The 26,662-nt window shown below is 70.8% G+C and carries 31 protein-coding genes; 24 read left to right on the forward strand and 7 right to left on the reverse strand.

The window, feature by feature from the left end:
• The first annotated feature begins 339 nt into the window (after positions 1 to 339).
• Complete coding sequence (gene rho / locus ACRDTB_RS10360) at positions 340 to 2,283, forward strand: transcription termination factor Rho (RefSeq protein WP_431429831.1); 1,944 nt, start codon at positions 340 to 342, stop codon at positions 2,281 to 2,283.
• On the opposite strand, the gene ACRDTB_RS10365 is transcribed toward rho, so the two are convergent.
• Positions 2,280 to 2,684 carry a hypothetical protein gene (locus ACRDTB_RS10365; RefSeq protein ID WP_431429832.1) on the reverse strand — a complete coding sequence of 135 codons (405 nt, stop codon included), beginning with the start codon at positions 2,682 to 2,684 and terminating at the stop codon, positions 2,280 to 2,282. The genes rho and ACRDTB_RS10365 overlap by 4 nt on opposite strands.
• Before the next feature lie 226 nt (positions 2,685 to 2,910).
• Here ACRDTB_RS10365 and rpmE point away from each other — a divergent pair, with 226 nt between their 5' ends.
• The 4 genes from rpmE (at position 2,911) to ACRDTB_RS10385 (ending at position 5,698) form a co-directional block, all read left to right on the forward strand.
• A complete protein-coding gene (gene rpmE / locus ACRDTB_RS10370; protein ID WP_431429833.1) occupies positions 2,911 to 3,129 on the forward strand; it encodes a 50S ribosomal protein L31 in 219 nt (72 codons plus the stop codon).
• A 141-nt stretch (positions 3,130 to 3,270) separates the two neighbouring features.
• Positions 3,271 to 4,344, forward strand: a complete 1,074-nt coding sequence (prfA, locus tag ACRDTB_RS10375; protein WP_431429834.1) for a peptide chain release factor 1 — start codon at positions 3,271 to 3,273, stop codon at positions 4,342 to 4,344.
• Between the two features lie 65 nt (positions 4,345 to 4,409).
• Complete coding sequence (gene prmC / locus ACRDTB_RS10380; protein ID WP_431429835.1) at positions 4,410 to 5,273, forward strand: peptide chain release factor N(5)-glutamine methyltransferase; 864 nt, start codon at positions 4,410 to 4,412, stop codon at positions 5,271 to 5,273.
• Between the two features lie 38 nt (positions 5,274 to 5,311).
• Positions 5,312 to 5,698, forward strand: coding sequence for a hypothetical protein (locus tag ACRDTB_RS10385; RefSeq protein WP_431429836.1), 387 nt, complete (start codon positions 5,312 to 5,314; stop codon positions 5,696 to 5,698).
• On the opposite strand, the gene ACRDTB_RS10390 is transcribed toward ACRDTB_RS10385, so the two are convergent.
• Entirely contained in the window at positions 5,665 to 6,294 is a 630-nt protein-coding gene (locus tag ACRDTB_RS10390) for a hypothetical protein (RefSeq protein ID WP_431429837.1), read from the reverse strand. The genes ACRDTB_RS10385 and ACRDTB_RS10390 overlap by 34 nt on opposite strands.
• Before the next feature lie 67 nt (positions 6,295 to 6,361).
• On the opposite strand from ACRDTB_RS10390, the gene ACRDTB_RS10395 reads away from it, so the two are divergent.
• The 17 genes from ACRDTB_RS10395 (at position 6,362) to ACRDTB_RS10475 (ending at position 19,682) form a co-directional block, all read left to right on the forward strand.
• Positions 6,362 to 7,183 carry a tetratricopeptide repeat protein gene (locus tag ACRDTB_RS10395; protein WP_431429838.1) on the forward strand — a complete coding sequence of 274 codons (822 nt, stop codon included), beginning with the start codon at positions 6,362 to 6,364 and terminating at the stop codon, positions 7,181 to 7,183.
• A gap of 10 nt (positions 7,184 to 7,193) precedes the next feature.
• Positions 7,194 to 7,844: an L-threonylcarbamoyladenylate synthase gene (locus tag ACRDTB_RS10400; RefSeq protein ID WP_431429839.1), complete on the forward strand. Its 651-nt coding sequence runs from the start codon at positions 7,194 to 7,196 to the stop codon at positions 7,842 to 7,844.
• A gap of 68 nt (positions 7,845 to 7,912) precedes the next feature.
• The gene (locus ACRDTB_RS10405; protein ID WP_431429840.1) at positions 7,913 to 8,089 is read left to right on the forward strand and encodes a hypothetical protein; all 177 of its coding nucleotides are present in this window, start codon (positions 7,913 to 7,915) and stop codon (positions 8,087 to 8,089) included.
• Positions 8,090 to 8,179: 90 nt separating this feature from the next.
• Positions 8,180 to 9,466 (forward strand): serine hydroxymethyltransferase, encoded by a 1,287-nt coding sequence (gene glyA, locus ACRDTB_RS10410; protein WP_431429841.1) that lies wholly within the window; start codon positions 8,180 to 8,182, stop codon positions 9,464 to 9,466.
• 47 nt (positions 9,467 to 9,513) lie between these two features.
• The gene (locus ACRDTB_RS10415) at positions 9,514 to 10,617 is read left to right on the forward strand and encodes a glycosyltransferase family 4 protein (RefSeq protein WP_431429880.1); all 1,104 of its coding nucleotides are present in this window, start codon (positions 9,514 to 9,516) and stop codon (positions 10,615 to 10,617) included.
• 224 nt (positions 10,618 to 10,841) lie between these two features.
• Entirely contained in the window at positions 10,842 to 11,048 is a 207-nt protein-coding gene (locus tag ACRDTB_RS10420) for an AtpZ/AtpI family protein (protein WP_431429842.1), read from the forward strand.
• A gap of 15 nt (positions 11,049 to 11,063) precedes the next feature.
• Positions 11,064 to 11,474: an ATP synthase subunit I gene (locus tag ACRDTB_RS10425; RefSeq protein WP_431429844.1), complete on the forward strand. Its 411-nt coding sequence runs from the start codon at positions 11,064 to 11,066 to the stop codon at positions 11,472 to 11,474.
• Positions 11,471 to 12,199: a F0F1 ATP synthase subunit A gene (atpB, locus tag ACRDTB_RS10430; RefSeq protein ID WP_431429845.1), complete on the forward strand. Its 729-nt coding sequence runs from the start codon at positions 11,471 to 11,473 to the stop codon at positions 12,197 to 12,199. Before ACRDTB_RS10425 ends, atpB begins: the two co-directional genes overlap by 4 nt.
• Before the next feature lie 75 nt (positions 12,200 to 12,274).
• Positions 12,275 to 12,541, forward strand: a complete 267-nt coding sequence (atpE, locus tag ACRDTB_RS10435; RefSeq protein ID WP_431429846.1) for an ATP synthase F0 subunit C — start codon at positions 12,275 to 12,277, stop codon at positions 12,539 to 12,541.
• Complete coding sequence (locus tag ACRDTB_RS10440) at positions 12,542 to 13,039, forward strand: F0F1 ATP synthase subunit B (protein ID WP_431429847.1); 498 nt, start codon at positions 12,542 to 12,544, stop codon at positions 13,037 to 13,039. It begins immediately after the preceding gene.
• Complete coding sequence (locus tag ACRDTB_RS10445; RefSeq protein ID WP_431429848.1) at positions 13,039 to 13,566, forward strand: F0F1 ATP synthase subunit B; 528 nt, start codon at positions 13,039 to 13,041, stop codon at positions 13,564 to 13,566. The genes ACRDTB_RS10440 and ACRDTB_RS10445 overlap by 1 nt, the downstream gene beginning before the upstream one ends.
• Positions 13,566 to 14,390 carry a F0F1 ATP synthase subunit delta gene (locus ACRDTB_RS10450; protein ID WP_431429850.1) on the forward strand — a complete coding sequence of 275 codons (825 nt, stop codon included), beginning with the start codon at positions 13,566 to 13,568 and terminating at the stop codon, positions 14,388 to 14,390. The genes ACRDTB_RS10445 and ACRDTB_RS10450 overlap by 1 nt, the downstream gene beginning before the upstream one ends.
• A gap of 63 nt (positions 14,391 to 14,453) precedes the next feature.
• Positions 14,454 to 16,100 carry a F0F1 ATP synthase subunit alpha gene (gene atpA, locus ACRDTB_RS10455; RefSeq protein ID WP_431429851.1) on the forward strand — a complete coding sequence of 549 codons (1,647 nt, stop codon included), beginning with the start codon at positions 14,454 to 14,456 and terminating at the stop codon, positions 16,098 to 16,100.
• A gap of 12 nt (positions 16,101 to 16,112) precedes the next feature.
• Positions 16,113 to 17,063, forward strand: coding sequence for a F0F1 ATP synthase subunit gamma (locus ACRDTB_RS10460; RefSeq protein WP_431429852.1), 951 nt, complete (start codon positions 16,113 to 16,115; stop codon positions 17,061 to 17,063).
• A 3-nt stretch (positions 17,064 to 17,066) separates the two neighbouring features.
• Positions 17,067 to 18,509, forward strand: a complete 1,443-nt coding sequence (atpD, locus tag ACRDTB_RS10465; protein WP_431429853.1) for a F0F1 ATP synthase subunit beta — start codon at positions 17,067 to 17,069, stop codon at positions 18,507 to 18,509.
• A 42-nt stretch (positions 18,510 to 18,551) separates the two neighbouring features.
• Positions 18,552 to 18,920 carry a F0F1 ATP synthase subunit epsilon gene (locus ACRDTB_RS10470; RefSeq protein WP_431429854.1) on the forward strand — a complete coding sequence of 123 codons (369 nt, stop codon included), beginning with the start codon at positions 18,552 to 18,554 and terminating at the stop codon, positions 18,918 to 18,920.
• 318 nt (positions 18,921 to 19,238) lie between these two features.
• Positions 19,239 to 19,682 carry a DUF2550 domain-containing protein gene (locus ACRDTB_RS10475; RefSeq protein ID WP_431429855.1) on the forward strand — a complete coding sequence of 148 codons (444 nt, stop codon included), beginning with the start codon at positions 19,239 to 19,241 and terminating at the stop codon, positions 19,680 to 19,682.
• Between the two features lie 7 nt (positions 19,683 to 19,689).
• Here ACRDTB_RS10475 and ACRDTB_RS10480 read toward each other — a convergent pair whose 3' ends face one another.
• The 4 genes from ACRDTB_RS10480 to ACRDTB_RS10495 are packed head-to-tail and all read right to left on the reverse strand — an operon-like array spanning position 19,690 to position 22,738.
• Positions 19,690 to 20,478: an intradiol ring-cleavage dioxygenase gene (locus tag ACRDTB_RS10480; protein WP_431429856.1), complete on the reverse strand. Its 789-nt coding sequence runs from the start codon at positions 20,476 to 20,478 to the stop codon at positions 19,690 to 19,692.
• A gap of 4 nt (positions 20,479 to 20,482) precedes the next feature.
• The gene (locus ACRDTB_RS10485) at positions 20,483 to 21,055 is read right to left on the reverse strand and encodes a cob(I)yrinic acid a,c-diamide adenosyltransferase (protein ID WP_431429857.1); all 573 of its coding nucleotides are present in this window, start codon (positions 21,053 to 21,055) and stop codon (positions 20,483 to 20,485) included.
• Between the two features lie 17 nt (positions 21,056 to 21,072).
• Positions 21,073 to 22,020: a zinc-binding dehydrogenase gene (locus ACRDTB_RS10490; RefSeq protein WP_431429858.1), complete on the reverse strand. Its 948-nt coding sequence runs from the start codon at positions 22,018 to 22,020 to the stop codon at positions 21,073 to 21,075.
• Between the two features lie 46 nt (positions 22,021 to 22,066).
• On the reverse strand, positions 22,067 to 22,738 hold the full coding sequence (locus ACRDTB_RS10495; RefSeq protein ID WP_431429859.1) for a hypothetical protein: 672 nt from the start codon (positions 22,736 to 22,738) through the stop codon (positions 22,067 to 22,069).
• 97 nt (positions 22,739 to 22,835) lie between these two features.
• Between ACRDTB_RS10495 and murA the strand changes: the two genes are divergently transcribed.
• Positions 22,836 to 24,110: a UDP-N-acetylglucosamine 1-carboxyvinyltransferase gene (murA, locus tag ACRDTB_RS10500; protein WP_431429860.1), complete on the forward strand. Its 1,275-nt coding sequence runs from the start codon at positions 22,836 to 22,838 to the stop codon at positions 24,108 to 24,110.
• Between the two features lie 4 nt (positions 24,111 to 24,114).
• Here the strand turns inward: murA and ACRDTB_RS10505 are convergent, their stop codons facing one another.
• Positions 24,115 to 24,708 (reverse strand): hypothetical protein, encoded by a 594-nt coding sequence (locus ACRDTB_RS10505; RefSeq protein ID WP_431429861.1) that lies wholly within the window; start codon positions 24,706 to 24,708, stop codon positions 24,115 to 24,117.
• Between the two features lie 114 nt (positions 24,709 to 24,822).
• On the opposite strand from ACRDTB_RS10505, the gene ggt reads away from it, so the two are divergent.
• Positions 24,823 to 26,658, forward strand: a complete 1,836-nt coding sequence (gene ggt, locus ACRDTB_RS10510; protein ID WP_431429862.1) for a gamma-glutamyltransferase — start codon at positions 24,823 to 24,825, stop codon at positions 26,656 to 26,658.
• The last annotated feature ends 4 nt before the right edge of the window (positions 26,659 to 26,662 follow it).

Here is a 26,662-nt window from a genome sequence, read left to right on the forward strand (position 1 = left end):
GGATGCGGGGCCGTCTACCCTCAGGGGCGTTCAGTCACCGCGCGTACCGGCGCCCGGTGTCGTTCCCGGGGAACTCTTTCCGGGTCGCATCATCATCCGTTGAGATGCCGACTCGGCCCATGGCCGAAGTCGACGCTGGCGGATACCGAAAGCCGCGGTGACCGAGGTAGCTCAGCGTTGACGAACCGTCGTCCGCGATGGCGAAACTGCCAGGTGGCCACGGTAGTGATGGCGGTCGGTCAACCCGGGGCGTAGCGCCGTGCCGAGTTCGTCGGGCGGCGGTCCGCTGGTACACGGGTCCACCAAATGGAGGCGGGGACCTGGTCAGGAAGGACATGAGTGAGCAACACTGATCTGCTGGGTAGCGAATCCACAAATGGCACGGTCGAAGCCGCACCCGCGGCGGAGACCGATGCCACGCCACGCACCAGTGCAAACGGGGGTACGACCAAGCGACGCGCCGGCCTGTCGGGCATGGTGCTCGCCGAGCTTCGCGAACTCGCCGGACAGCTGGGCATCACCGGCACGGCGGGAATGCGTAAGGGGGACCTGATCGCCGCGATCAAGGAGCGGCAAGGCAGTTCGTCCGGCGGTGCACAGGAGCGTGCCGTGACCGACTCGGGACGTGGTTCGAAGACTGGTTCGGAGACACTGCCGCTCGGCATCGAGTCCGAGCGTGCGACCCCGGCCGAGAAGCCGGAGAAGCCCGCGACGGACAAGCCGGCCGAGTCCGGCGCGCCCGCCGAGCAGGCCGGCGGGGAGACCGGTGAGGACGGTGGCCGCCGCGAGGGCGGTCGGCGTCGGCGCGGGTCCGGCCGTGCGGCCGGCAGCCCGGACACCGAGCAGCGCGACGACAAGCGCGAGGACAAGCGCGAGGAAGGCAAGCGGGACAACGACCGCGGCGGGGACCGGGGTGAGCGGAACCAGGAACGCCAGGGTGGCGGCCGGGACCGCAACCAGGGCGGCCGCAACCAGGGCGGGCGCAACAACGACCGCAACAACGACCGCAACAACGACCGCGACAACGGGCCGGACGACGACGACGAGGAGGGCGGCCGCCGTCGTGGCCGGCGCTTCCGAGACCGTCGTCGCCGCGGCGGTGGCGGCCGGGGCGATTCGCCGGACACCGAGGTGCGCGAGGACGACGTCCTGCTGCCCGTCGCCGGCGTGCTCGACGTGCTCGAGAACTACGCGTTCGTGCGGACCTCGGGCTACCTGTCCGGGCCCAACGACGTCTACGTCTCGCTCTCGCTCGTGCGCAAGTACGGCCTTCGCCGCGGCGATGCGATCACCGGCATGGTGCGCCAGCCGCGTGAGGGCGAGCAGCAGCGGCAGAAGTTCAACCCGCTGGTGCGCGTGGAGACGATCAACGGGCTCGACCCGGAGCAGGCGAGGAACCGTGCCGAGTTCACCAAGCTGACTCCGCTCTACCCCAACGAGCGGCTGCGCCTGGAGACCGAGTCGCACATCCTCACCACGCGCGTCATCGACCTGGTGATGCCGGTGGGCAAGGGGCAGCGTGCGCTGATCGTCTCGCCGCCGAAGGCCGGCAAGACCATGGTCCTGCAGGCCATCGCGAACGCGATCACCACGAACAACCCCGAGGTCTACCTGATGGTCGTGCTCGTGGACGAACGGCCGGAAGAGGTCACCGACATGCAGCGATCGGTGAAGGGCGAGGTCATCGCCTCGACCTTCGACCGCCCGCCGTCGGACCACACCACGGTCGCGGAGCTGTCCATCGAGCGGGCCAAGCGCCTGGTCGAGATGGGCCACGACGTGGTCGTGCTGCTCGACTCGATCACCCGGCTCGGCCGCGCTTACAACCTGGCCGCGCCCGCGTCCGGGCGGATCCTGTCCGGTGGTGTCGACTCGACCGCGCTCTTCCCACCGAAGCGGTTCCTCGGCGCGGCGCGCAACATCGAGGACGGCGGCTCGCTGACGATCTTCGCCACCGCACTGGTGGAAACCGGGTCGGCGGGTGACACGGTGATCTTCGAGGAGTTCAAGGGCACTGGTAACGCCGAGCTGAAGCTGGACCGCAAGATCGCGGACAAGCGGACCTTCCCGGCCGTGGACGTCGACCTGTCCAGCACCCGCAAGGAGGAGCTGCTGCTCTCGCCGGACGAGCTCGCGGTCACCGTGAAACTCCGCCGCGTGTTGCACGCGCTGGACAACCAGCAGGCCATCGACCTGCTGCTGACCCAGCTGCGCAAGACCCGCACGAACATCGAGTTCCTCATGCAGGTGGCCAAGAACACGCCAACGGTCAATGACGACTAAGGCTGACGACTGAGCTCACGCTCGTCGTCATCGGCATCGGCCTGCCGGCACAGGATCACGAGCGTGACCAGTGCCGGCAGGCCGACCGCTATCGCGGCCCAGGTCGGGATCGCCGGCCCGCCGAGCAGCAGGCCGGCGACGAAGATCGCGGTGGGGTAGGCGATCCGCAGGCAGCGGCGCCGGCAGTTCGGCCAGTGGGCCGGGTGCACGTCGATGAGCGCCGTCACCGCCGCGGCGGCGCCGCACAGGGCACTGGACAGCGTCGCCTGCCATTGCGCGTCGATGAGCACCCGCAGCACGGCGACCAGGCCGAGGACGGCGGCCGTGAAGAGGATCGGGATGGCCAGCCAGGCACGCAAGGAAAGCGGCCGGCCGGACAGGTCGAGGGGGCCGGGCAGCACCCCAGCAGTGTGTCCGCGGTCCATGTACTCGATCGGGTGACATCGGTGAGTGTGCGACCAAGTGCGGCGGGCAGCCGCTCACGGACGACGAGCGGTCGGAATACGGCCCGAGCGGGGCGCGTTGAAGACTTCGCCAGGTCATCTGGCAAACTGTTGGGTCGAGTCCCGGCTCCGGTTCACCCCGAACGAACGGGGACCCGGCGGCCACTGAGAAAGGGCAAGATCTGTGAAGACCGGTATCCACCCCGAGTACGTCGTGACCGAGGTCGTCTGCGGCTGTGGGAACAAGTTCACCACGCACAGCACGAAGAAGTCGGGCAGCATCCACGTCGAGATCTGCTCGAACTGCCACCCGTTCTACACGGGCAAGCAGAAGATCCTCGACACCGGCGGCCGGGTCGCCCGCTTCGAGGCTCGCTACGGCAAGCGGCAGAAGTCCAAGTAGCTTCGCGTTCGGCGCCTACCCGACGAGGCCTGTTCAAAACACTCCGGTTCGTCGACCTCTTCGCACCTGGTCGACAGTTTTGAATTGGCCTCGGCCGTGTCGGGTGGGCGCCGTTTTGTGTCTTCCGGAGAGGAGGCCGCCGTGGACTCGTCGGCACTCGGTGAGCTGGTGAGCGAGTACGCCGAACTGGAGCGGGCGCTCGCCGACCCGGCCGTGCACGGTGACCAGGACCGAGCCCGCCGGCTCGGCCGTCGCTACGCCGAGCTGACCCCGACCGTGCGGACGCTGCGCGAGCTGGAGTCGGTGCGCGACGACCTGGCCGCGGCGCGTGAGCTGGCTGCCGAGGACGAGACGTTCGCCGTGGAGGCCGAGTCGCTGGCGGAGCGGGTGCCGGCGCTCGAGGCCAGGCTGACCGAGCTGCTGGCGCCGCGCGACCCGCACGACGGCTCGGACCTGCTGATGGAGATCAAGTCGGGGGAGGGCGGCGAGGAGTCGGCGCTGTTCGCCGGCGATCTGCTGCGGATGTACCTGCGCTACGCGGAGCGGCACGGCTGGCGGGCCGAGGTCCTGGACGGCACGGAGACCGAGCTGGGCGGGTACAAGGACGTCACGGTCGCGGTCAAGAGCCGAGCCGCCACACCGGACGGCGTGTGGTCGCGGCTGAAGTTCGAGGGCGGCGTGCACCGGGTGCAGCGCGTGCCGGTCACCGAGTCGCAGGGCCGGATCCACACGTCGGCGGCCGGTGTGCTCGTGTACCCGGACGTCGAGGACGTCGAGGTCGAGGTCGACGAGAAGGATCTGCGGGTCGACGTGTTCCGGTCGTCGGGCAAGGGCGGCCAGAGCGTGAACACGACCGACTCGGCGGTGCGGATCACCCACCTGCCGACCGGGATCGTGGTGTCCTGCCAGAACGAGCGGTCGCAGCTGCAGAACAAGACCCGCGCCATGCAGGTGCTGCGCGCCCGGCTGGTGGCGATGGCCGAGGAGGAGGCGGCGAAGCAGGCCGCGGACACCCGGCGCAGCCAGGTCCGTACGGTCGACCGGTCCGAGCGGGTGCGCACGTACAACTTCCCGGAGAACCGGATCTCCGACCACCGGGTCAACTACAAGGCGTACAACCTGGACCAGGTCCTGGACGGCGACCTGGACGGCGTCCTCGACGCCCTCGCCGCCGCCGATCGCGACGAGCGCCTCTCCGCGCACCAGTCGGCCTGATCCCGCGTGCCCAACGAGGCTCGTGGCTCCGGCCGCCGCGAGCGTGGGTGTGCGAGGGTGAGCCGGTGACCCGACAGCCGCTGCGCCTCGCCGTGCTCGAGGCCGAGCGCATCCTCGCCGCCGCCGGTGTGGCGTCGCCGCGCGTGGACGCGGAGCTGATCGCCGCGCACGTGCTCGGTGTGGAGCGGGGCACGCTGCCGCTCGTGCCGCTGGTCGACCCGCAGGTGATCGACGCGATCGGCCAGCTCGTGCACCGCCGGGCCACGCGGGTGCCGCTGCAGCACCTGCTCGGCCAGGCGGCCATGGGCGGCATCGCCGTCGAGGTCGGCGTCGGTGTGTTCGTGCCGCGGCCGGAGACCGAGCTGCTCCTCGAGTGGGGCCTCGGCGAGCTCAAGGATGTCGCCGATCCGCTCGTCGTCGACCTGTGCACCGGCTCGGGCGTGCTCGCGCTGGCGTTCGCCCACGAGCGGCCGGATGCCACCGTGCACGCCGTCGACGTGGACAGCTCGGCGCTGGCCTGGGCCCGGCGCAACGCCGACACCCGCGCCGCGGCGGGGGACCGGCCGGTCACGCTGCACAAGGGCGACGTCGCCGAGCCCGCGCTGCTCGCGGACCTGGAGGGCCGGGTCGACCTGCTCGTGTGCAACCCGCCGTACGTGCCGGTGGGCACCGAGGTGCCGCCGGAGGTGGGGGAGCACGACCCGTTCCGCGCCGTGTTCGCGCCCGGGGACGGGCTCGCGGTGATCCGCCACGTGGTGGCCGCGGCCGCGCGGCTGCTCGGGCCGGGCGGCCGCTTCGCGATGGAGCACGACGACTCACAGGCGGCGTCGGTGCCCGCGTTGGTCGCGGCGCGCCGGGTGCTGACCGACGTGGCGGACCACCGGGACCTCGCGGGCCTGCCGCGTTTCGTCACCGCCTGGCACGTCTGATCCGCCGGGTCCACCGACGGACGGAGGTGCGCGGACAGATGAGCGAGAACGATCCGCATATCCACGTGGAGCGGAATGTCGCGCGGACCGACGCCGGCGTCCGCGACATGATCGCGTCGACATTCGGCCTCGCGGCCGACTCCCCGAGCGTCGTCACCACCGGGTGCGGCATAGCGGTTCCCTACGCGATGACCTCCCCGCGCCCGGGGAGCATCACCTGCCTGGCGTGCCAGGAACACGCCCACCGCGAGCACCTGCGCTTCGCCGAGCAGGTCGAACGCCTGGGTGGGATGCCGGGCGTGAACGTCACCGGCGAGGAGGCGGCCAAGGTCGCGCAGTGGCACCGGGACCGCGCGGCGAGGTTCTCCGGCTGGCGCGCCCCGCGGCCGTGCTACGGGCGGGAGTGCGCCACCATCTCGTCGTAGATCGGCCGCATCCGTGACCACCCCTCGTCGGGCCCGGACGCGAAGATGAAGTACTCGGTGCCGTCGACGAGCCAGTACAGCGCGCGGACGTGCTGCACGCCGCTGCCGTCGTGGTGCTCGTACTCCCACTCGATCGCCGGATGGCCGCCGTAGGTCGCCCGGCTCAGGCCGAGGCGCTCGTAGCCGGTCGTGCGCTCGGCGAACAGCGTCTCGGACGTGAGGTGCAGCCGCTCGATGTCGGTCGACGCGGCCGGTGCGCCGCCGTAGCCGAGGGCGCGGCCGGCGTCGGACGGGTCGGACGCCCGCATCGCGCCCGGCCCGCCGGCCCGTGCTATCCGCCAGCCGACCGGGATCACGGTCTGGATCTCCGCCGGGCCGGACACGTGGCGGAAGCCCCGCGGCGGCGGACGTGTCGTGGCCGGAGTGCGCGCGCCCTCGTCCGCGACGTAGGTCGGCGAGGACGGCTCGGGGCTCGCGGCCGACGGAACCTGTGGCCGCATCAGCAGTGCCGCACCGAGCACCGTGCTGACCACGACGTACCCCGCCGCACAACAGACCGCCAGCCACCTCGTGCTCAGCGACCGCACGCTAGCCACCAATTTCACCTATCACTACCCCCCGACACGGGTGTACTGAGAGTAACGTGCCGGCGGGGGTGATCCAATGCTTCGCGCGTGGCAGGACGTGATCGTCAAGTGGCGGCTGGTGCCCGACGACCTTCCGGACTGGGACGTCGCGGGTCGCGAGCAGGCGTATTCGGCCAGGTCAGCCCTGCTCGACGGCCGCCTGGACGAGGCGCTGGAGAGGTTCGATGCCGCGGCCCGGCTGCGTGATCATCCGCTCGACCAGGTGGGGATCGGTGACGTGTATCTCGCGCGCGGCAAGTGGCGCACGGCGGAGGAGCACTACCGCCGGGCGCTGCCCGCCGGCGGGGTCGCGGCGTTGCTGGCCAAGCTCGGCATCGGCCAGGTGCTGATCGGCGAGGGCCGGGCCACCGCCTCGATCGCCGACCTGGAGCACCTCGTCGCCGACCGGCCGCAGGATCCGACGTTGCGGTACTACCTCGCGAGCGCCTGGTTCTCGGTGGCCGAGCAGAGCCGCTCCCGCACCGCCGACGACACCCTGGTGATCACGAGCGAGCAGCAGCTGCTGATCTGCGAGCAGGCGGCCGAGCGGATCCTGTCCCTGGAGGTCGACGACACCGAGCTCGACCGCGGCGCGGAGCAACTGCGGGGCGAGGTCGCGTTGGGCCGTCGGTGGACCTGGGCGCCGGAGGGGATCGCGGTCAGCCTGGCCGTGCTGGTCGTCGCGATGGGACTGATCACGGTCGTCGCCGGCGGGCTGATGGGCAGCCCGGCCCTGGTGATCGCCGGCGTCGTGCTGGGGGCCCTGTTGCTGTTCGTGATCGTGTGGCGCTTCCGCCGGCAGACCTGGCGCCGCCGCGCCGACGAGATGGCCCCACGGATCACCCGGCCCGGGGTCTAAGGTTTCGCCCGTGAGTGTGGTGTACGACTGCGGCAAGGAACCCGACCGTGCGGACGGGCTGGCCGCCGCCGCGAGCGCGGTGCGGGCCGGTCGGCTCGTGGTCATGCCGACCGACACCGTGTACGGCATCGGGGCGGACGCGTTCTCCTCGACCGCGGTGAAGGCGTTGCTGGCGGCCAAGAACCGCGGCCCGGACATGCCGGTCGGCGTGCTCGTCGGCTCGTGGTCGACGATCGACGGCCTCGTGCTGTCCGTGCCGCAGCCGGCCCGGGCGCTGATCGAGGCGTTCTGGCCGGGCGACCTGTCGATCGTGTTGCCACACGCGCCGTCGCTGTCCTGGGACCTCGGCCGCAGCCACGGCACCGTCATGATCCGGATGCCGCTGCACCCGGTGGCGATCGAGCTGCTCCGCGACGTCGGCCCGATGGCGGTGTCGAGCGCGAACCGCTCCGGGCACCCGCCGGCCGTGAACGCCGGCGAGGCACGTGATCAGCTCGGCGAGTCGGTCGCGGTCTACCTCGACGGCGGCCCGTCGGGGGAGCCGGTGCCCTCCACCATCGTCGACCTGTCCGGCGACGAGCCGGTCGTGGTGCGCGAGGGCGCGGTCAGCGTCGCCGCCGTGTCCGAGGTGATCGGCACCGAGGTCCGGACCGCCGGGTAACCGGCGTGACGCTCGGCCGGTAGGGATACTGACGTACGGATTGTTCAACCCACGAAAGGAAGTCCTTGATGCCGGTCGACAAGAAGCGTCGTTCGTTCCGCATGCTCGCCGTCCTGGCCGCGATGTTCGCCACGCTCGTGCTCGCCGCGTGCAACGACAGCGAGGGGGATGACGACGGTGACGACGACGAGGACGACGAGGGCATGCGCGCCCGGCCGGCGGTTGTCCTGACCGTGGCCGGCTGACGCCGGTCCGGAGCGTCGGACTCGCGGGTCTGGAGCGGTGGACGCGCGGTAGCCTGGCCCGACAACAGCGCCGAGAAGAGAGCTACTGGCTTGGACACGCCGTTCTGGGGCCCGGACTTCGACGCCCTGGCCAGCACGGATCCCGAGATCGCCGATGTCGTGCTCGGCGAGCTCGAGCGCCTCAGGGGCGGGCTGCAGCTGATCGCCAGTGAGAACCTGACGAGCCCGGCCGTGCTCGCGGCGCTCGGATCGACACTGTCCAACAAGTACGCCGAGGGCTACCCGGGTCGGCGCTACTACGGCGGCTGCGGGCAGGTCGACGTCGCCGAGGAGATCGGCATCGCGCGCGCGAAGGAGCTGTTCGGCGCGGAGCACGCGAACCTCCAGCCGCACTCGGGGGCGAGCGCGAACCTCGCCGCGTACGCGGCGTTCTGCGAGCCGGATGACGTCGTGCTCGCGATGGACCTCAAGCAGGGCGGCCACCTCACGCACGGGTCGAAGGTCAACTTCTCCGGCAACTGGTTCCGCCCGGTCGCCTACGGCGTGCGCGCGGACACCGAGCTGATCGACTACGACCAGGTCCGCGACCTCGCCATCGCGCACGAGCCGCGGATGATCATCGCGGGGGCCACCGCGTACCCGAGGCTCGTCGACTTCGCGGCGTTCCGCTCGATCGCGGACGAGGTCGGCGCGATCCTGATGGTCGACGCCGCGCACTTCGTCGGGCTGGTGGCCGGCAGGGCGATCCCGTCCCCGGTGCCGTTCGCCGACGTCGTGACGTTCACCACCCACAAGGTTCTGCGCGGTCCGCGCGGAGGCATGATCCTCTGCCGTGCCGAGCACGCGAAGGCGGTCGACAAGGCGGTGTTCCCGTTCGGCCAGGGCGGCCCACTGATGCACGCCGTCGCCGCCAAGGCGGTCGCGCTCCGCGAGGCGGCCACCTCGGAGTACCAGGACTACGCGGCCCAGGTCGTGGCGAACGCCGTCGCGCTGGCCAAGGGGCTGGAGGCCGAGGGCATGCGCGCGGTGTCCGGCGGCACCGACACCCACCTCGCGCTGCTGGACGTGCGGCCGCTCGAGCTCACCGGCGCGGAGGCCGAGCGCCGCTGCGACGCCGCGCGCATCACGCTGAACAAGAACGCGATCCCGTTCGACCCGGCTCCGCCGGCCACCGCGTCCGGCATCCGGATCGGCTCGCCGTGCGTGACCACGCAGGGCATGACCGAGCCGGACATGGCCGAGATCGCCCGGCTGATCGGCCGCGCCGTGCGCACCGAGTCGGGCACCGGCAGCGGTGACGCCGAGCTCGCGGACGTGGCGGCCGCGGTAACCCGCCTCACCGCCGCCCACCCCGCGTACCCGAGGGGCGTCGGGTGAACCTCGCGCAGGACTACCAGCCGGCCGGGCTCCCGATCAGGGAGTACATGCTGGTGGCGCTGACCACCGCGGTGGTGACGTTCCTGTGCACCGGCATGGTGCGGCGCCTCGCGATCCGCTGGGGCGCGGTCGCCCACCCCCGCCAGCGCGACGTGCATACGGTGCCGATCCCGCGGCTGGGCGGACTCGCCATGTACGTCGGTGTGTGCGGCGGGATGTTCCTCGCCCACCAGTTGCCGGTGCTGCGCCGCGCGTTCGAGTACACCCTCGACCCGATGGCCGTGCTGATCGGCGGCGGGCTGATCGTGCTGGTCGGCATGCTCGACGACCGCTACGAGCTGGACTCGCTGACCAAGCTCGCCGGCCAGACCACGTGCGCGGGCATCCTGGTGCTGCTCGGCCTGCAGTGGGTCATCGTCTGGGTGCCGTGGGGCGCGGAGGACGGGCTCGGCTCGCGCCTGGTGCTCGACCAGAACCAGGGCGCGCTGATCACCGTGCTGCTCGTGGTCACCATGGTCAACGCGATGAACTTCGTGGACGGCCTGGACGGGCTCGCCGCCGGCATCGGGCTCATCTCGGCGACCGCGACGTGTGCCTTCTCACTCAACCTGCTCAAGCAGACCGGCGGCGACGTCAGCAACTACGCGCCGGCACTGATCGCGGCCACCCTCGCGGGCGCCTGCCTGGGCTTCCTGCCGCACAACTTCCAGCCGGCCAAGATCTTCATGGGCGACTCGGGCTCGATGCTGCTCGGGTTGATGATGGCCGCCGCGACGACCTCGGCGTCCGGCCGGGTCGTCGAGTTCAACGCGAGCACGGCGATCGCCCTGCTCTCCCCGCTGCTGGTGGTCGCCGCGGTGCTGTTCGTGCCGCTGCTGGACCTGCTGATGGCGATCGTCCGGCGCACCCGCAAGGGGTTGAGCCCGTTCCACGCGGACAAGATGCACCTGCACCACCGGCTGCTGGAGATCGGCCACTCGCAGCGCCGGGCGGTCCTGCTGATCTACCTGTGGGCCGCCGTCCTGGCCTTCGGCGCTGTCGCGCTGACCCTTTTCGACACGTTCGCGGTCGTCTGGGGGATGGGTATCGGGCTTCTCATCGCACTCGTCATCTCGGCCATCCCACGGCTGCGGGAGACCGGCAGATCCTGACCTTGAACACCCCCGACTTCGCACCTCAGGCCGCCGAAAAGGGGGGGCGAATCGTGTGATAGCGTGCGATTCGTCCCCAAGGGAGGCATTGGGGACACGCCGGCCCGCGACGGCTGGATCCGCCAAGGGGCCTTGGCAGCACGACCGCCGTCGCTTCGACCGACAAGGAGCATGCGCATGAGTGATCATCACGTGCCTATAGCCGGCCGGTAGGCCTGGTCGTCGTGACACCAACGCCGCCCAGCCCCCGGGAGCTCCTCGGCGTCGGCTCCGCGATCGCCGTTCTGATCGCAGGCGGAATGTTGCTGGGTTGGTTCATCGACTCCAAGGCCAACACACTGCCGATATTCGCTCTTGTCGGTCTGGCGGTCGGAATCTCGACCGCATGTTTCTACGCGTATTTCAAGTTCCGGCGATTCATGAAGAATTGAGGTCGAGGTTCAGTCGTGTCAGCCTTGCAAGCCGCGGCGGCCAACGTGCCGGCCGCGACCGTGGTGAACCTCCGGCGACCGGTACTCATGGCCGCCGCGGTCGGTGCCGTCGGGCTGGTGGTGTGTGGCCTGCTCGGGCACATCGTGATGGGCATTCTCGGCGTGGTCGGCCTGGGTCTCGGGCTGCTCAACACGCGGCTGCTGCAGAAGTCCGTGGCCAAGGTCATCGCCAGCGATAACCCGAGCAAGAAGGCGGTCGGCTTCTCCTCCGTGCAGCGCCTGATCGCGATCACGGCGATCGCCGTCGCGCTCGGCATCTTCGTCCGGCCGGACGGCCTGGGCGTGTTCTTCGGGCTCGCGGTCTTCCAGGTGATCATCATCGGCAACACGGCGATGCCGGTAATCAAGGAGCGGCGCACCTCATGAGCGAAACCGTCCTCGCCGCCGAGACGATCGAGGTCGGCGTCCACTCGGAATGGCACGTCTTCGGCATGACGCTGCACGCCGACACGATTCTCGGCACGCTCGTCGCGGCGGCCGTCGTGGTCGCCCTCGGGTTCTGGGTCCGCGCCAGGGTCACCGCGGGAGTGCCGAGCGGTCCGCAGCTGTTCTTCGAGGGGGTCACGAAGTTCCTGCGCGACCAGATCGAGACCAGCATCGGTGTGCGTACCGCCCCGTTCCTGGTCCCTCTGTCGATCGCCCTGTTCGTCTTCATCCTGGTCTGCAACTGGCTGGTCGTCCTGCCGCTGCACCACTACCTGCCGCCGCCGACCGCGGACGTGAACCTGTGCTACCCGCTGGCCGTGATGGTGTTCATCTGGCGGCAGATCGCGGGTAGTCGCCGGCACGGCGGCGCGGGAGGGCAGTTCCTGCACATAGCCAAGGGCCACAACCCCAAGCTCGCGCCGATGTGGATCCTCGAGGAGATCACCGGCGTCGTTTCGCATTCGCTGCGACTTTTCGGCAACATCTTCGCCGGCGGCGTGATGCTGAGCCTGTTCACGTTGATGCCCGCGTACATCATGTGGCTGCCTTCTGCCGGCTGGAAACTGTTCGACCTGTTCATCGGTCTGGTTCAGGCGTTCATCTTCGCCTTCCTGACCATCATCTACTTCAGCCAGTCGATGGAGGACCGGGAGGAAGCGCACTGACCTTTCCGAATTCCCGACCGGTTCGTCCGTACACATTAGATCCGACCAGTACTTAGGAAAGATTAGGAGAGTTTCGTGGCACAGGGAGCTGAACTCGGAGACGCGATCGCCACCGCGGGTGCCTACATCGGTGGTGGCCTCGCCCTCGCCGGCGGTGCCGCCGGTGCGTCGATCGGTGACGGCCTCGCCGGTAGCCAGCTGGTGGCCGGTGTCGCGCGGCAGCCGGAGGCACAGGGCCGCCTGTACACCCCGTTCTTCATGACCGTCGCGTTCGCCGAGGGAAACTACTTCATCAACGTCGCGTTCGCCGCCCTCCTCCTGTTCGTCTTCGCCGGCGCCTAAATGCCTGCCACGAGCGCGCTCTTTCTGGCGCAGGAAGAGGAGAAACCGAACTTCCTGCTGCCGAATGCCACCATCATCGTCGAATCGCTGATCTTCGCGATCGTGCTGTTCGTGATGTGGCGGTTCGTCGTGCCACCCGTTCGCAAGGCCATGGCGGACCGCCGCGAGATGGTGCAACGGCAGGCCGACGAGAGCAAGAAGGCGGACGAGAAGTTCGCCGCTGCGGAGCAGCGGCACCGCGAGGCGCTGGCCGAGGCCCGGGCCGAGGCGGGCAAGATCCGCGACACGGCGCGAGCCGAGGGCCAGAAGGTGCTCGACGAGCTGCGTGGGCAGGCCAGTGCCGAGGTGACGCGGCTGCGCCGCGCGGGCGACGAGCAGCTGGCGGCCCAGCGCGAGCAGGTCGTGCGCGACCTGGAGCCTCACGTGGCCGAGCTGTCGCGGACCCTGGCGAGCCGGATCGTCGGTGAGAACGTCGCTGCGGGTGGAAGGAAGCGCTGATGGCTGAGTGGATCGGTGAGTTCGTCGGCTTCCTGGTCGTCCTGTGGGTGCTCTGGCGGTTCGTCGTGCCGCCGGTGCGCAAGATCATGAAGGGCCAGCGGGAGACGGTCGGCAAGCAGGTCGAGGACGCCCAGAAGGCCACCGAGCGGCTGGCCGCCGCGGAGAAGCAGTACAGCGAGGCGCTCGCCGAGGCGCGCACCGAGGCGGCCAAGATCCGTGACGCGGCCCGCGCCGACGGGCAGCGCATCGTCGAGGAGATGCGGGCGGCGGCCGAGCGGGAGATCGAGCGGATCAGGCAGCGCGGCCAGGAGGATCTGGCCACCCAGCGCCAGCAGGTCATCCGCGAGCTGCGTACGCGCATCGGTCAGCTATCCGCCGACGCGGCGGCCGACCTGGTCAACGCGCACCTGTCGCGCGACACCAAGCGCAAGGCGACCGTCGACCGGTTCCTCGACGAGCTCGAGGCCATGTCCGCGCCGGACGACACGGTCGGTGCCGCCGCGACCGCCACCAGGGGTGATGCGTGATGGTGATGCAGGCCGCGAGCAGGGAAGCGCTGGCCACCGCCACGCTGCGGCTGGACGAGCGGATCGAGGGCACCGCCGCCGAGGGCGTGCGGGACCTGTCGACCGAACTGTTCGAGATCGCCGGCGTACTGGTCCGGGAGCGGGCGCTGCGGCGGCTGCTCGCCGACCCGGCGACCGCGCGGGCCGATCGGACCCGGTTGGCCGACACGGTGTTCGGCGGCAAGGTCTCCGGCGCCGCGCTGGAGACGTTCACCGGGCTGGCGACGGCCAGGTGGTCGCGGTCGATCGACCTGGTCGACGCGACCGAGGTGCTCGCCAGGCACGCGATGCTGGCGGTGGCCGCGCAGGACGGCTCGCTCGAGGACGTGGAGGACGAGCTGTTCCGGTTCGCCCGGGTCCTCGACTCCGAGACCCGGCTGCGGGAGCTGCTGGTCGACGACGCCCAGCCGGCCGACCGCCGCCTCGAGCTGCTCGACGGGCTGGTGGGCGGCAAGGTCCGGCCGGTCACACTGGCGCTGCTGCGGCAGTCGGTGCGGCTGCCGCGGGGTCGCTCGCTGGAGGCCGTGGTCAACGACCTGGCCGAGCTCGCCGCGGCGCGCCGGGAGCGATCGGTCGCGCGGGTCACCGCCGCCGTCCCGCTGACGGCCGCGCAGGAGCGGCGGCTCACCGACGCCCTGTCGAGGATGTACGGCCGGGCCGTCTCGGTGCAGGTGGAGCTCGACCCGGATCAGCTGGGCGGGCTCGTCATCCGGGTCGGTGACGAAGTGATCGACGGCAGCGTCGCGACGCGGCTCGCGCGGGCCCGGCAGGAGCTGTCCGGCTGAGTGCGGGTGCACTCCAGCCCCAAGAACCAAGTTGAGCAATCAGAGAGCAGGGACCAGAGAGCCATGGCGGAGCTGACGATCTCCTCAGACGAGATCCGGAGCGCGATCGAAAACTACGTCTCCACCTTCTCGCCCGAGACCTCGCGCGAGGAGGTGGGCACCGTCACCCTGGCCGGGGACGGCATTGCCCGGGTCGAGGGCCTTCCATCGGCCGTCACCAGTGAGTTGCTCGAGTTCGAGGGCGGGGTGCTGGGCGTCGCGCAGAACCTCGACGTCCACGAGATCGGCGCGGTCATCCTCGGTAACTTCGAGAAGATCGAGGAGGGCCAGTCGGTCAAGCGGACCGGCCGGGTCCTCTCGGTGCCGGTGGGCGACGCCTTCCTCGGCCGCGTGGTGAACCCGCTCGGCGAGCCGGTGGACGGCCTCGGCGAGATCGCGGCCGACGAGCGCCGCGCACTCGAGCTGCAGGCGCCGAGCGTGATCAACCGGCAGCCGGTGAAGGAGCCGCTGCAGACCGGCATCAAGGCGATCGACTCGCAGACGCCGATCGGCCGCGGCCAGCGCCAGCTGATCATCGGTGACCGCAAGACCGGCAAGACCGCGGTCTGCGTCGACACGATCATGAACCAGAAGGAGAACTGGGAGTCCGGCGACGAGAAGCTGCAGGTGCGCTGCATCTACGTCGCGATCGGCCAGAAGGGCTCCACCATCGCCGGTGTCCGCCAGGCGCTCGACGACGCCGGCGCGCTCGAGTACACGACGATCATCGCGGCGCCCGCGTCGGACTCGGCCGGCTTCAAGTGGCTCGCTCCCTACACCGGCTCGGCGCTGGGCCAGTACTGGATGTATCAGGGCAAGCACGTCCTGATCGTGTTCGACGACCTCACCAAGCAGGCCGAGGCCTACCGCGCGATCTCGCTGCTGCTGCGTCGCCCGCCGGGCCGCGAGGCGTTCCCCGGCGACGTGTTCTACCTGCACTCCCGCCTGCTGGAGCGCTGCGCGAAGCTGTCCGACGAGCTGGGCGGCGGCTCGATGACCGGCCTGCCGATCATCGAGACCAAGGCCAACGACGTGTCGGCCTACATCCCGACCAACGTCATCTCGATCACCGACGGCCAGTGCTTCCTGGAGACTGACCTGTTCAACCAGGGCGTCCGTCCGGCGATCAACGTCGGCATCTCGGTCTCCCGGGTGGGTGGTGCCGCGCAGATCAAGGCCATGCGCAAGGTGGCCGGCTCGCTGCGGCTGGACCTGTCCCAGTTCCGCGAGCTGGAGGCGTTCTCCGCGTTCGCCTCCGACCTCGACGCCGCGTCCCGCGCGCAGCTCGACCGCGGCGAGCGGCTGGTCGAGGTCCTCAAGCAGCCGCAGTACTCGCCGCTGCCGGCCGAGGAGCAGGTGGTGGCCATCTACGCCGGCACCCGGGGCCACCTCGACACGGTCCCGGTCGGCGACGTGCGCCGGTTCGAGACCGAGCTGCTCGAGCACGTGCGTCACCACGAGGCCGGCGTGCTCGCGGAGATCCGCGACACCAAGGACCTCTCCGACGACAACGAGGAGCGCCTGGTCAAGGCCATCAACGACGTCAAGCAGCAGTTCACCGCGTCCGACGGCAGCTCGGTGGTCAACGAGCCGGAGGCCGAGGCGCTGGACGAGAGCGAGATCGGCCGCGAGTCGGTCAAGGTCCGGCGCGCCGCACCGGCGCGGAAGTGACCGGGTAGACCCATGGCTGCACAGGTACGCATCCTTCGTCGGCGGATCCGCGCGACCCAGTCGATGAGGAAGATCACCAAGGCGCAGGAGCTGATCGCCACCTCGCGCATCGCCAAGGCACAGGCGCGGGTGGAGTCGGCACGGCCGTACACCGACGGGATCATCGGTGTGGTCTCCGCGCTGGCCGAGACCGCCGCGCTGGATCACCCGCTGCTGGTCGAGCGGGAGAACCGCGACCTGGCCGCGGTGCTGGTGGTGACCAGCGACCGGGGACTGTGTGGCGGCTACAACGCCAACGTGCTGCGCAGGGCGGAGGAGCTGATGACCCTGCTGCGCGAGCAGGGCAAGGAGCCGCTGCTGTACGTCATCGGCCGCAAGGGCCTCAGCTACTACAAGTTCCGCCAGCGCGCGATCGCCGGCTCGTGGACCGGTTTCTCCGAGCAGCCGAACTACCCGGCCGCCGCGGAGGCGGCGCGGACGCTGGTTTCCGCGTTCCTCGCCGGCACCGAGTACGCCGAGGACGAGTCGGCTCCGCTGGGCACCGGCGAGGGTGGTGAGCCGCTCAACGCGGACGAGATCCACATCGTCTACACCGAGTTCGCCAGCATGCTCACCCAGACCGCGGTGGCGCACCGGCTGGCGCCGATCGAGGTCGAGTACGGCGCGGAGGACGTCGGCCCGACGCCCTCGTACGAGTTCGAGCCGGATCCGGAGGAGCTGTTCGGGTCGCTGCTGCCGCGGTACCTGTCCGCCCGGGTGTGGGCGGCGCTGCTGGAGGCGGCGGCCTCGGAGTCCGCGTCCCGGCGGCGTGCGATGAAGGCCGCCACGGACAACGCGAACGACCTCATCCGGGACCTGACCCTCGAAGCCAACCGGGCCCGCCAGGCCCAGATCACCCAGGAGATCAGCGAGATCGTCGGGGGCGTTGACGCGCTCGCGGCCGCCGCAGGAAGTGATGACTGACCTATGACTGCCACTGTTTCCTCGCCAACGTCCGCATCGACGACCGACGGTCGCGTGCTGCGGATCACCGGGCCGGTCGTCGATGTCGAGTTCCCCCGCGACGCGATGCCGGAGCTGTTCACCGCACTGCACGCCGAGGTCGAGTTCGAGGACCTGTCCAAGACGCTGACCCTCGAGGTCGCCCAGCACATCGGCGACAACGTCGTGCGCACGATCTCCATGCAGCCCACCGACGGCCTGGTGCGCGGCAAGGACGTCGTCAACACCGGCCGGCCGATCTCCGTGCCGATCGGCGACGAGGTCAAGGGCCACGTGTTCAACGCGCTCGGCCACTGCCTCGACGAGCCCGGCTACGGCGAGAACCTCGAGCACTGGGGCATCCACCGTCCGGCGCCGGCGTTCGACCAGCTCGAGGGCCGCACCGAGATGCTCGAGACCGGTCTGAAGGTCGTCGACCTGCTCACCCCGTACGTGCGTGGTGGCAAGATCGGCCTGTTCGGCGGCGCGGGCGTGGGCAAGACGGTGCTCATCCAGGAGATGATCAACCGCATCGCCCGCAACTTCGGTGGTACCTCGGTGTTCGCCGGCGTCGGTGAGCGCACCCGTGAGGGCAACGACCTGTGGCTGGAGCTGCAGGAGGCGAACGTCCTCAAGGACACCGCGCTGGTGTTCGGTCAGATGGACGAGCCGCCGGGCACCCGCATGCGGGTCGCGCTGTCCGCGCTGACGATGGCGGAGTGGTTCCGCGACGTGAAGAACGTCGACGTGCTGCTGTTCATCGACAACATCTTCCGGTTCACCCAGGCCGGCTCCGAGGTCTCCACGCTGCTCGGCCGCATGCCGTCCGCGGTGGGCTACCAGCCGACGCTGGCCGACGAGATGGGTGAGCTGCAGGAGCGGATCACCTCGACCAAGGGCCGGTCGATCACCTCGATGCAGGCGATCTACGTGCCCGCGGACGACTACACCGACCCCGCGCCGGCCACCACGTTCGCCCACCTGGACGCCACCACCGAGCTCTCCCGGGCAGTGTTCTCCAAGGGCATCTTCCCGGCGGTGGACCCGCTGGCCTCGAGCTCGACCATCCTCGACCCGGCGATCGTCGGCGAGGAGCACTATCGGGTCGCGCAGGAGGTCATCCGGATCCTGCAGCGCTACCAGGACCTGCAGGACATCATCGCCATCCTCGGCATCGACGAGCTGTCCGAAGAGGACAAGCAGCTGGTCGGCCGGGCGCGGCGGATCGAGCGGTTCCTGTCGCAGAACATGATGGCGGCCGAGCAGTTCACCGGGCAGCCGGGCTCGACCGTGCCGCTCAAGGAGACCATCGAGGCGTTCGACAAGCTCACCAAGGGCGACTTCGACCACATGCCGGAGCAGGCGTTCTTCCTGATCGGTGGCCTCGAGGACCTGGAGCGCAAGTACAACGAGATCACCAAGAAGTGACGCCGGACGGTATCGACCACCGCACCGAACGAGGAGACTCACGTGGCTGACATGCGCGTCGAGCTGGTGGCGCCGGACCGGCTGCTCTGGTCCGGGCAGGCCACGTTCGTGTTCGCCCGGACCACCGCGGGCGAGATCGGCATCATGCCGCGGCACGTCCCGCTGGTCGCCGAGATCGTCGAGGGCGAGATGGTCCGGATCGACACGGTGGACGGTGAAGAGTTCCACGCCGCCGTCCACGGTGGCTTCCTCTCGGTCACCGAGGAGGGCGTGGCGATCCTGGCCGAGGGGGCCGAGCCCGCCGAGGAGATCGACGTCGACCAGGCGCAGCGCGACTTCCAGAGTGACGACGAGGAACTGCGGAGGAAGGCCCGGGCGCGACTGCGCGCGATGGGTCACTCGCCGGTCTGACCGGCCTTCATCCACGAGCGACGCCCCTGGCAATGGCCGGGGCGTCGCTCGTTGTGTCTACTTCGGACAACGAGCCTGGGTGACTGGTCTCACCCAGATGAAAATCGGCCTGAGTGGTGACGTCGTCTCCAGACCAATTACACTGCGAAAGCCTCGGATCGATGCTCCGGACAAGGGAGGTACGGCGTGGCCGACATGTCTCTCCAGCTGACCGTGGTCGCGCCGAGTGGACGGATGAGCTTGTGTGCCAGAGTGATCCGCCGGCCCCGCGCCGCAGGGCAGATGGACTGAGGTCGGCGGGACGGGCAGGGACGGGCCGTGGACATCACCGTGATAACCGGAGCGGTCCTCTTCCTGGTCCTCGTCGTGCTGGGGTGGCTCACGGTGCGCAGGCTGCGCGCGCTGCGTTCGGGTGGCGTGCACACCGCGCTCCGCACCAGGCTGGACCCGTCGGGCAAGGGGTGGCACCTCGGGGTCGGCCGCTATCAGGGCGATGAGTTCGTCTGGTTCCGCGTGCTCAGTCTCCGGCTGGGCCCGGACCGCGTGATCCACCGCAGCGGCCTGGAGATCGCCGACCGCCGCGACCCGTCCGGCACCGAGCTGTACGGCATGCCGCCGGGCTCGCGAGTGCTCCGCTTCTCCGACCTACATGCCTCGGCCGGCGAACCGGAGATCGAGATCGCCATGAGCCCGGACGCGCTCACGGGTTTCCTGTCCTGGCTCGAGTCCGCCCCGCCCGGCCGCCTCCCATGGGCGTCCTAGGCACGGGCTAGACCGGAACGGTCAGCGTCGCGGCGTATCCGTTGGTGGCGTCGCCGGTCACGTCGGCCAGTTGGGTGTCCCACCCGTCGCTGAACACGCCGTCGCTCTCCAGCGAGGTCCGCGCCAGGTTCGCGACGCTCTGTTCGTAGCCGTCGGTGGCGTAGACGGCCTCGCACGCGTCCTGGGGGAGCGCGAGCTGCGAGGTGACGAGCCGCGTGCCGGCCGATGTCGCGTCGGCCAGGGCGGGGTAGACCTCGAAGTGGACGTGCGGCCACCGGCCCGCGTACGCCGCCGGGAAGATGCTGGTGAACGCCAGCGCGCCGGCGCCGTCGGCCTCTTGCACGCCGCGCAGGTAGTTCTTCTCCTCGGCGCCCGGGGAGTACAGCGAGTAGGCCCCGCCACGGTCGCAGTGCCACGCGTACACCGCCACGCCGGGCAGCGGGTCGCCGGTGTCGGCCTCGACGACGGTCAGCTCGATGCGCAGCGGCACGCCGTCGGCGGTCCCGCTCGCGGAGCCGAAGCTTGGGCGGATGTCGGCGCGGACGATGCCGCTCTCGGTGAGCACGTTGGGCCCGTTGGAGCCGTCGCCGGGGAAGGGGCCGGCGGTCTCCTCGCGGATCTCCTCGAGCCGGCCGCCGGTCGCATCCGTGCCCTCCGTCGTGGGAGGCGGGGTCGGGTCCGTGCTGCCGCAGCCGGCGAGGGCCGCGAGCCCCGCGCCGCCGAGCAGGGTCAGGGCCGCGCGTCTGTCGAGCAGCGTCGCGAGGTCGAACTGGAGGCCCCGGTCGAGGGCGTGCATCGGCTCAGCGACCGCCGCCCGGGGCCCAGAGCACGTCGCCGCCCGGGTTCGCCACCCGGGACAGGACGAACAGCAGGTCGGAGAGCCGGTTGAGGTACTTTGCGGCGAGCGTGTTGGTGCGCTCGGCGTCGGTCTCGACGAGCCGCCACGCGCTGCGCTCGGCGCGCCGGGTGACCGTGCGGGCGACGTGCAGCAGCGCCGCGCCCGCGGTACCGCCGGGCAGGATGAACGAGTTCAGCTTCGGCACCCGGGCGTTGAAGTCGTCGCACCAGCCCTCGAGCCGCTCGACGTAGGGCTCGGTGATACGCAGCGGCGGGTACTTCGGGTCCGCCACCACCGGCGCGCACAGGTCGGCGCCGACGTCGAAGAGGTCGTTCTGGACGGCGCGCAGCACGTCGGCGATCTCGTCGGTGAGCCCGCCCATGGCGACCGCGACGCCGATCGCCGCGTTCGCCTCGTCCACGTCGGCGTACGCGGCCAGGCGTGCGTCGGTCTTGGGCACCCGGCGCCCGTCACCGAGCGCGGTGGTGCCGTCGTCGCCGACCTTCGTGTACACGCGAGTGATGTGAACGGCCATGACCCGACCTTACGGGCTCAGCCCGCTACCTCCAGGAGGGTCTTGCCCACTGTGGCGCGGGACTCGATCGCCGCGTGTGCGTCCGCCGCCTGCTCCAGCCCGAAGCGCTGGCCGATGACCGGGCGCAGCCGTCCCGCGGCCGCCTCCGCGAGCGCGCTGCGCGTGCAGTCGCGCAGCTCCTCCTGGGTCGGCGTGCTCCGCACCAGCGTGACGCCGCGCGCGGCCGCCTCCTCCTCCGTCACCGAGGTCCAGCTGCCGCTCGCCAGGCCGAAGCGCAGCATCCGCCCGCCGCGGGGGAGCAGCTCAAACGCCGCCCGGCCGACCTCTCCGCCGACCCCGTCGAACACGACGTCGACCGAGCCGGCCCGGTCCGGCCAGCCCGGCGACCGGTAGTCCACGGCCTCGTCGGCGCCCAGCGCGCGTGCCAGGTCGAGCTTGCGTGCCCCACCGGCCGCCGCGACCACGTGCGCGCCGGCCGCCTTCGCCAGCTGCACGAGCAGGGTGCCGACCCCGCCGGCGGCCGCCTCGACGAGCACCCGCTCGCCCGGCTTGGGCTCGGCCGTGCGGACCAGCATCGTCGCCGTGCGACCGTCCGCCAGCAGGGCCGTCGCCGTGTCGAGCGCGAGGCCGTCGGGCACCGGGTACACGCCGTCCGCGTCGACGGCGGCCCGGGACGCGTAGCCGCCCGAGCCGCCGGTGCCGCTGACCACCCGGGTGCCGACCAGGCCCGGGTCCACCCCGTCGCCGACCGCGACGACCACGCCGCCGACACCGTTGCCGAGGATCAGCGGCGGCGCCAGCCGGAACGGGCCGGTGCCGGTGGCCCGGAACTGCGTCTCGATGAACGTGATGCCGGCGTGCGCCACCTCGATCAGCGCCTGCCCCGGCCCGGGCTCCGGGTCGGGTGTGTCCCGAGCGACGAGCACCTCCGGCCCGCCGAATTCCGTCAACCACACCGCACGCATGCCGCAAGCGTGCAACCTCCACCTAAGTCGAGGTCAAGCCCGTCCGTCAGTCCGACTCGGTTCGGTCCTGCCTGGACCGCCAGATCGGCCCGGTCGACGGCCCGGGCGACCGACCGGTAGACGGAGGCCCGCTCCCGGGGAAGATCCGGTCCCGGTAGACGAAGCCCACGCTCGCCAGCACGAGCACCACCAGCAACACCATCGCGAGCCAGAAGCCGACCCCGGAGTGGACGAGCTGGGCGACGTCGTCCGCACTGGGCGGCGGCTGCTCGTCGGTGGCCAGGCCCCGCGCGTAGTCGGTGAGCCGAGCGGTCAGGTTCGACTGGGCGACGACCTGCGTGACGATCGCGACGATGCCGGCGACCACCGCGAGCGCGGCGCCACCGAACATCCGCAGCCGCACCTGGTGCGCCAGTCGCGGCAGGAACGGCAGCACGACGCCCGCCACGAGCACGACCGCGAGGATGATCGCGAGCACCTGCACCCCGGGATCCGGCGCCGGGTCATCGGGTGAGCCGGGCAGCTCCTCCGTGATGCCCTCCAGGCCCTGCGGGACCTCGACCTCGGGCCGCGCGTCGGTCGCGAGCCCCGCCCCGGTGTAGTCGGCGCCGATGGTGCCCAGCCCCACGTCGCAGGACACCGACAGGAACGGCAGGAACAGGAACAGCATCAGCACCAAGGCGAACCCGGCCGGGCTCGCCAGTCTCGCGGCCTTCATCGCATCCTCTCTGCGCCCAATGGCCGCAGGGTAGCGGACCCGTGGCGGGCGACGCCCGGCGAAGGCGAACGCCGGCCGTGGGGCATGATGGGCGCTCGTGACGGAGCACTTCCAGGTTCATGGTGGGGCGCGGCTGTCCGGCGAGGTCGACGTCGTCGGCGCCAAGAACAGCGTGCTGAAGCTGATGGCCGCCGCGTTGCTCGCGGAGGGCACGACCACGCTCACGAACTGCCCGCAGATCCTGGACGTCCCGCTGATGGCCGAGGTGCTGCGCAGCCTCGGGTGCGAGGTCGCCATCGCGGCCGACACGGTCACCATCACCACGCCGGCCGAGCTCAACCACCGCGCCGACTCGGCGGCGATGGGCAAGCTGCGCGCGTCGGTCTGCGTGCTCGGCCCCCTGGTCGGCCGCTGCAAGCGCGCGGTCGTCGCGCTGCCCGGCGGCGACGCGATCGGGTCGCGGCCGCTGGACATGCACCAGAACGGCCTGCGCCAGCTGGGCGCGCACAGCGAGATCGAGCACGGCTGTGTCGTCGCCGAGGCCGAGGGCCTGCACGGTGCGCAGATCTGGCTGGACTTCCCGAGCGTGGGGGCCACCGAGAACATCCTGATGGCCGCCGTGCTGGCGAACGGGACCACGGTGATCGACAACGCCGCGCGCGAGCCGGAGATCGTCGACCTGTGCACGATGCTGCGGCAGATGGGCGGCAAGATCGAGGGTGCGGGCACGTCGACGCTCACCGTGCACGGCGTGGACGCCCTGCGGCCCACCGAGCACCGGGTCATCGGCGACCGGATCGTCGGCGCCACGTGGGCCTTCGCGGCGGCCATGACCCGCGGCGACGTCACCGTGCGCGGGGTCGATCCGCACCACCTCGACCTCGTGCTGGAGAAGCTGCGTACCGCGGGGGCCGAGGTGTCGATCCTGAACGGCCAGGCGTTCCGCGTGGTGCAGCACGACCGGCCCACCGCGATCGACTTCGTGACCCTGCCCTACCCGGGCTTCGCCACCGACCTCCAGCCCTTCGCGATCGCGCTGACCTCCATCGCCGACGGCACGTCGATGATCACGGAGAACCTGTTCGAGGCTCGGTTCCGGTTCATCGAGGAGATGGTCCGCCTGGGCGCCGACGCCCGCACCGACGGCCACCACGCGGTGGTTCGCGGCGTGGAGCGGCTGTCCAGCGCACCGGTCTGGGCGTCGGACATCCGGGCCGGCGTGGGCCTGGTGCTGGCCGGCCTGTGCGCCGAGGGCGTGACCGAGGTGTGGGACGTCTTCCACATCGACCGCGGCTACCCGGGCCTCGTGGAGAACCTGATCAACCTGGGCGCGGACGTCCGCCGGGTGGCCGCGGCGCCCGAGCGCTCCTGACCCGTCAGTGTGCGTTGATGGTCACCTCGGCGCGTGCATACCGCTCCCGCGACACGAGCAGCTTGACGTCGTCCACGAGCGCGGCGAGCACCTTGTCGTAGCTGATGCGGATCTCGTCGAGGTCGCTCTCCTGGATCTCGTCGATCTCCGAGTAGGTGAACATCTCCTGCCATTCGGTGCGCCAGTGGTTTCCCGCTGCCTCACGACGCCTGACGAAGCCGCTGCGGATGCGCGCGTCCGCGCCCCACCGTCCGAATGTTTCGAAGCAGTGGCCGAGGAAGTTCTCGTATGCCTCGACCGCACCCTGGCTGAACAGCGGTGAGACGGAGAAGAAGAGGCGGTCGGTGTCCCGCTTGATCGCCACCACTTGGGGCGGGGTCAGCTCCTTCCACCGGCCGATGAAGGTGAGGTAGCACATCAGGTCGTTCAACATCGGCGCGAGCTGACCGAAGTACTGGAGTCTCGCCTTGATCAACTCCTGGTTGCGCCACTGGTCCGCCTCCAATTGCTTGAGGCGCCGGTTGAGTTGGTAGCCGACGACCGCCACGACGATCGGTACCGACACGGCGGCGAGCGTCCGCACGAGATCGATGATCACGGGTCGATCGTGGCACGGGACTTGCCGGACCTCTTCCTCCCGGGTCGTTGTGCGCGGCCGTCCGGGCGGGTAAGACAGTGGGGCACTTTCGCGCCCACCCGAGAAGGAGTCGGCATGCGCACTCGCCGGATCGGTTCGGCCCTGTCGGTAGGAGTTCTGCTCGTCTCCGCGCTCGCGGCCGGCGGTACCACGGCCGTTGCCGACCGGGCGCCGGCCAAGGAACCGGTGGCCGTCGGGTACGGCGGGGCGGTCGTGTCGGACACCGCCGAGTCGACCGAGGCCGGCCTGGCCGTGCTGCGCAAGGGCGGCACCGCGACCGACGCGGCGGTCGCCGTCGCGGCGACGCTCGGCGTCACCGACCCCTACGTCGCGGGCCTCGGCGGGGGCGGCTACTTCGTCCACTACGACGCGCGCACGCACCGGGTGTCCACGATCGACGGCCGCGAGACCACCCCGCGGGCCGGCAGCGAGACGATGTTCGTCGATCCGGTGACCGGCGAGCCCTACCCGTTCCCGGTCGCGGTGACGAGCGGGCTCGGCGTCGGCGTGCCGGGCATGCTGGCGACCTGGGAGCGTGCGCTGCAGCGGTGGGGCCGCTTCGACCTGGCGGACAACCTGGAGCCGGCCATCGAGGTGGCCGACGAGGGGTTCACCGTCGACGCGACGTTGCGCGAGCAGACCCGGCAGAACGAGAAGCGGTTCCGGCAGTTCGGCTCCACGCGCGAGCTGTTCCTGCCCGGCGGCGAACTGCCGGTGGTCGGCTCGACGATGCGCAACCCGGACCTCGCGGACACCTACCGCGAGATCGCCCGCCACGGCACCGGCGCGCTGTACGGCGGCTCGGTCGGCCGCGACGTGGTGGACGCGGTGCGCACGCCGCCGGTGGCCCCGGACGCGACGATCGACCCGCTGCCGGGCCTGATGACACTGCCCGACCTCAAGCGCTACCACACGATCGACCGCCGCCCGGCGCACGCGCGCTACCGCGGGTACGACGTGTACGGCATGGCGCCGTCGTCCAGCGGCGGCATCACGGTCGGCGAGTCGCTGAACGTCCTCGAGCGGTTCGAGCTGTCCGAAATGGACCCCGTACAGGCACTGCACCACTATCTGGAGGCGACCCGCCTCGCGTTCGCCGACCGCGGGCGCTACCTCGGCGATCCGGCCTATGTGGACGTTCCACAGCGGCAGCTGCTGTCGGACCGGTTCGCCAGGCAGCGCGCGTGCGAGATCGACCCGGCCGCGGCGGCCACGAGCCCGGTGCCCCCGGGCGACCCGTTCGGCCCGGGCACCTGTACCGCGCCCGGTGCCGCCACGCCGGACGCCAACCAGGGCGCGCACACGAACCACTTCGTGGTGAGCGACCGGTGGGGCAACGTGGTGTCCTACACCAACACCATCGAGCAGCTCGGCGGCAGCGGCATCGTCGTGCCGGGGCGCGGTTTCCTGCTGAACAACGAGCTGACGGACTTCAACTTCGCCCCGACACAGGGTGACGCCCCCGACCCGAACCTGGCGGCGCCGGGCAAGCGGCCGCGCTCGAGCATGTCGCCGACCATCGTGCTCGAGCACGGCAAGCCGTTCCTGGCCGTCGGTTCCCCGGGCGGCGCATCGATCATCACGACGGTGGTGCAGATCCTGCTGAACCGCGTGGACCTCGGCATGACGCTGCCGGAGGCCATCGCCGCCCCGCGTGCCTCCCAGCGCAACGGGTCGACCACGCAGGTCGAGCCGTCGTTCCTGGAGCTGCCGGTGGTGGCGGGCCTGGAGGCGCTCGGGCACGAGTTCGCGGTGAACACGACGTCGCCACTGGACCCGGACATCAGGACCAGCGGCGACATCGGCGCGGCGTCGGGCCTGGAGTTCCTGGGCCGTGGCGAGGTGCTGGCCGCCGGCGAACCGGAGCGCCGGGGCGGCAGCGCCGCCGGCGTGGTGTATCCATCGCAATAGGACA

Source organism: Actinophytocola sp. (assembly GCF_050699935.1).
GTDB lineage: Bacteria > Actinomycetota > Actinomycetes > Mycobacteriales > Pseudonocardiaceae > Actinophytocola.

Excerpts from the sequence above, each read along its gene's own strand:
- ACRDTB_RS10385 (WP_431429836.1), top strand. The coding sequence starts at position 5,312 with ATGAGCGAGAACGATCCGCATATCCACGTGGAGCGGAATGTCGCGCGG.
- ACRDTB_RS10395 (WP_431429838.1), top strand. The coding sequence starts at position 6,362 with ATGCTTCGCGCGTGGCAGGACGTGATCGTCAAGTGGCGGCTGGTGCCC.
- ACRDTB_RS10405 (WP_431429840.1), top strand. The coding sequence starts at position 7,913 with ATGCCGGTCGACAAGAAGCGTCGTTCGTTCCGCATGCTCGCCGTCCTG.
- ACRDTB_RS10415 (WP_431429880.1), top strand. The coding sequence starts at position 9,514 with ATGCTGGTGGCGCTGACCACCGCGGTGGTGACGTTCCTGTGCACCGGC.
- atpB (WP_431429845.1), top strand. The coding sequence starts at position 11,471 with ATGAGCGAAACCGTCCTCGCCGCCGAGACGATCGAGGTCGGCGTCCAC.
- ACRDTB_RS10440 (WP_431429847.1), top strand. The coding sequence starts at position 12,542 with ATGCCTGCCACGAGCGCGCTCTTTCTGGCGCAGGAAGAGGAGAAACCG.
- ACRDTB_RS10445 (WP_431429848.1), top strand. The coding sequence starts at position 13,039 with ATGGCTGAGTGGATCGGTGAGTTCGTCGGCTTCCTGGTCGTCCTGTGG.
- ACRDTB_RS10450 (WP_431429850.1), top strand. The coding sequence starts at position 13,566 with ATGGTGATGCAGGCCGCGAGCAGGGAAGCGCTGGCCACCGCCACGCTG.
- atpA (WP_431429851.1), top strand. The coding sequence starts at position 14,454 with ATGGCGGAGCTGACGATCTCCTCAGACGAGATCCGGAGCGCGATCGAA.
- ACRDTB_RS10460 (WP_431429852.1), top strand. The coding sequence starts at position 16,113 with ATGGCTGCACAGGTACGCATCCTTCGTCGGCGGATCCGCGCGACCCAG.
- atpD (WP_431429853.1), top strand. The coding sequence starts at position 17,067 with ATGACTGCCACTGTTTCCTCGCCAACGTCCGCATCGACGACCGACGGT.
- ACRDTB_RS10480 (WP_431429856.1), bottom strand. The coding sequence starts at position 20,478 with ATGCACGCCCTCGACCGGGGCCTCCAGTTCGACCTCGCGACGCTGCTC.
- ACRDTB_RS10485 (WP_431429857.1), bottom strand. The coding sequence starts at position 21,055 with ATGGCCGTTCACATCACTCGCGTGTACACGAAGGTCGGCGACGACGGC.
- ACRDTB_RS10490 (WP_431429858.1), bottom strand. The coding sequence starts at position 22,020 with ATGCGTGCGGTGTGGTTGACGGAATTCGGCGGGCCGGAGGTGCTCGTC.
- ACRDTB_RS10495 (WP_431429859.1), bottom strand. The coding sequence starts at position 22,738 with ATGAAGGCCGCGAGACTGGCGAGCCCGGCCGGGTTCGCCTTGGTGCTG.
- ggt (WP_431429862.1), top strand. The coding sequence starts at position 24,823 with ATGCGCACTCGCCGGATCGGTTCGGCCCTGTCGGTAGGAGTTCTGCTC.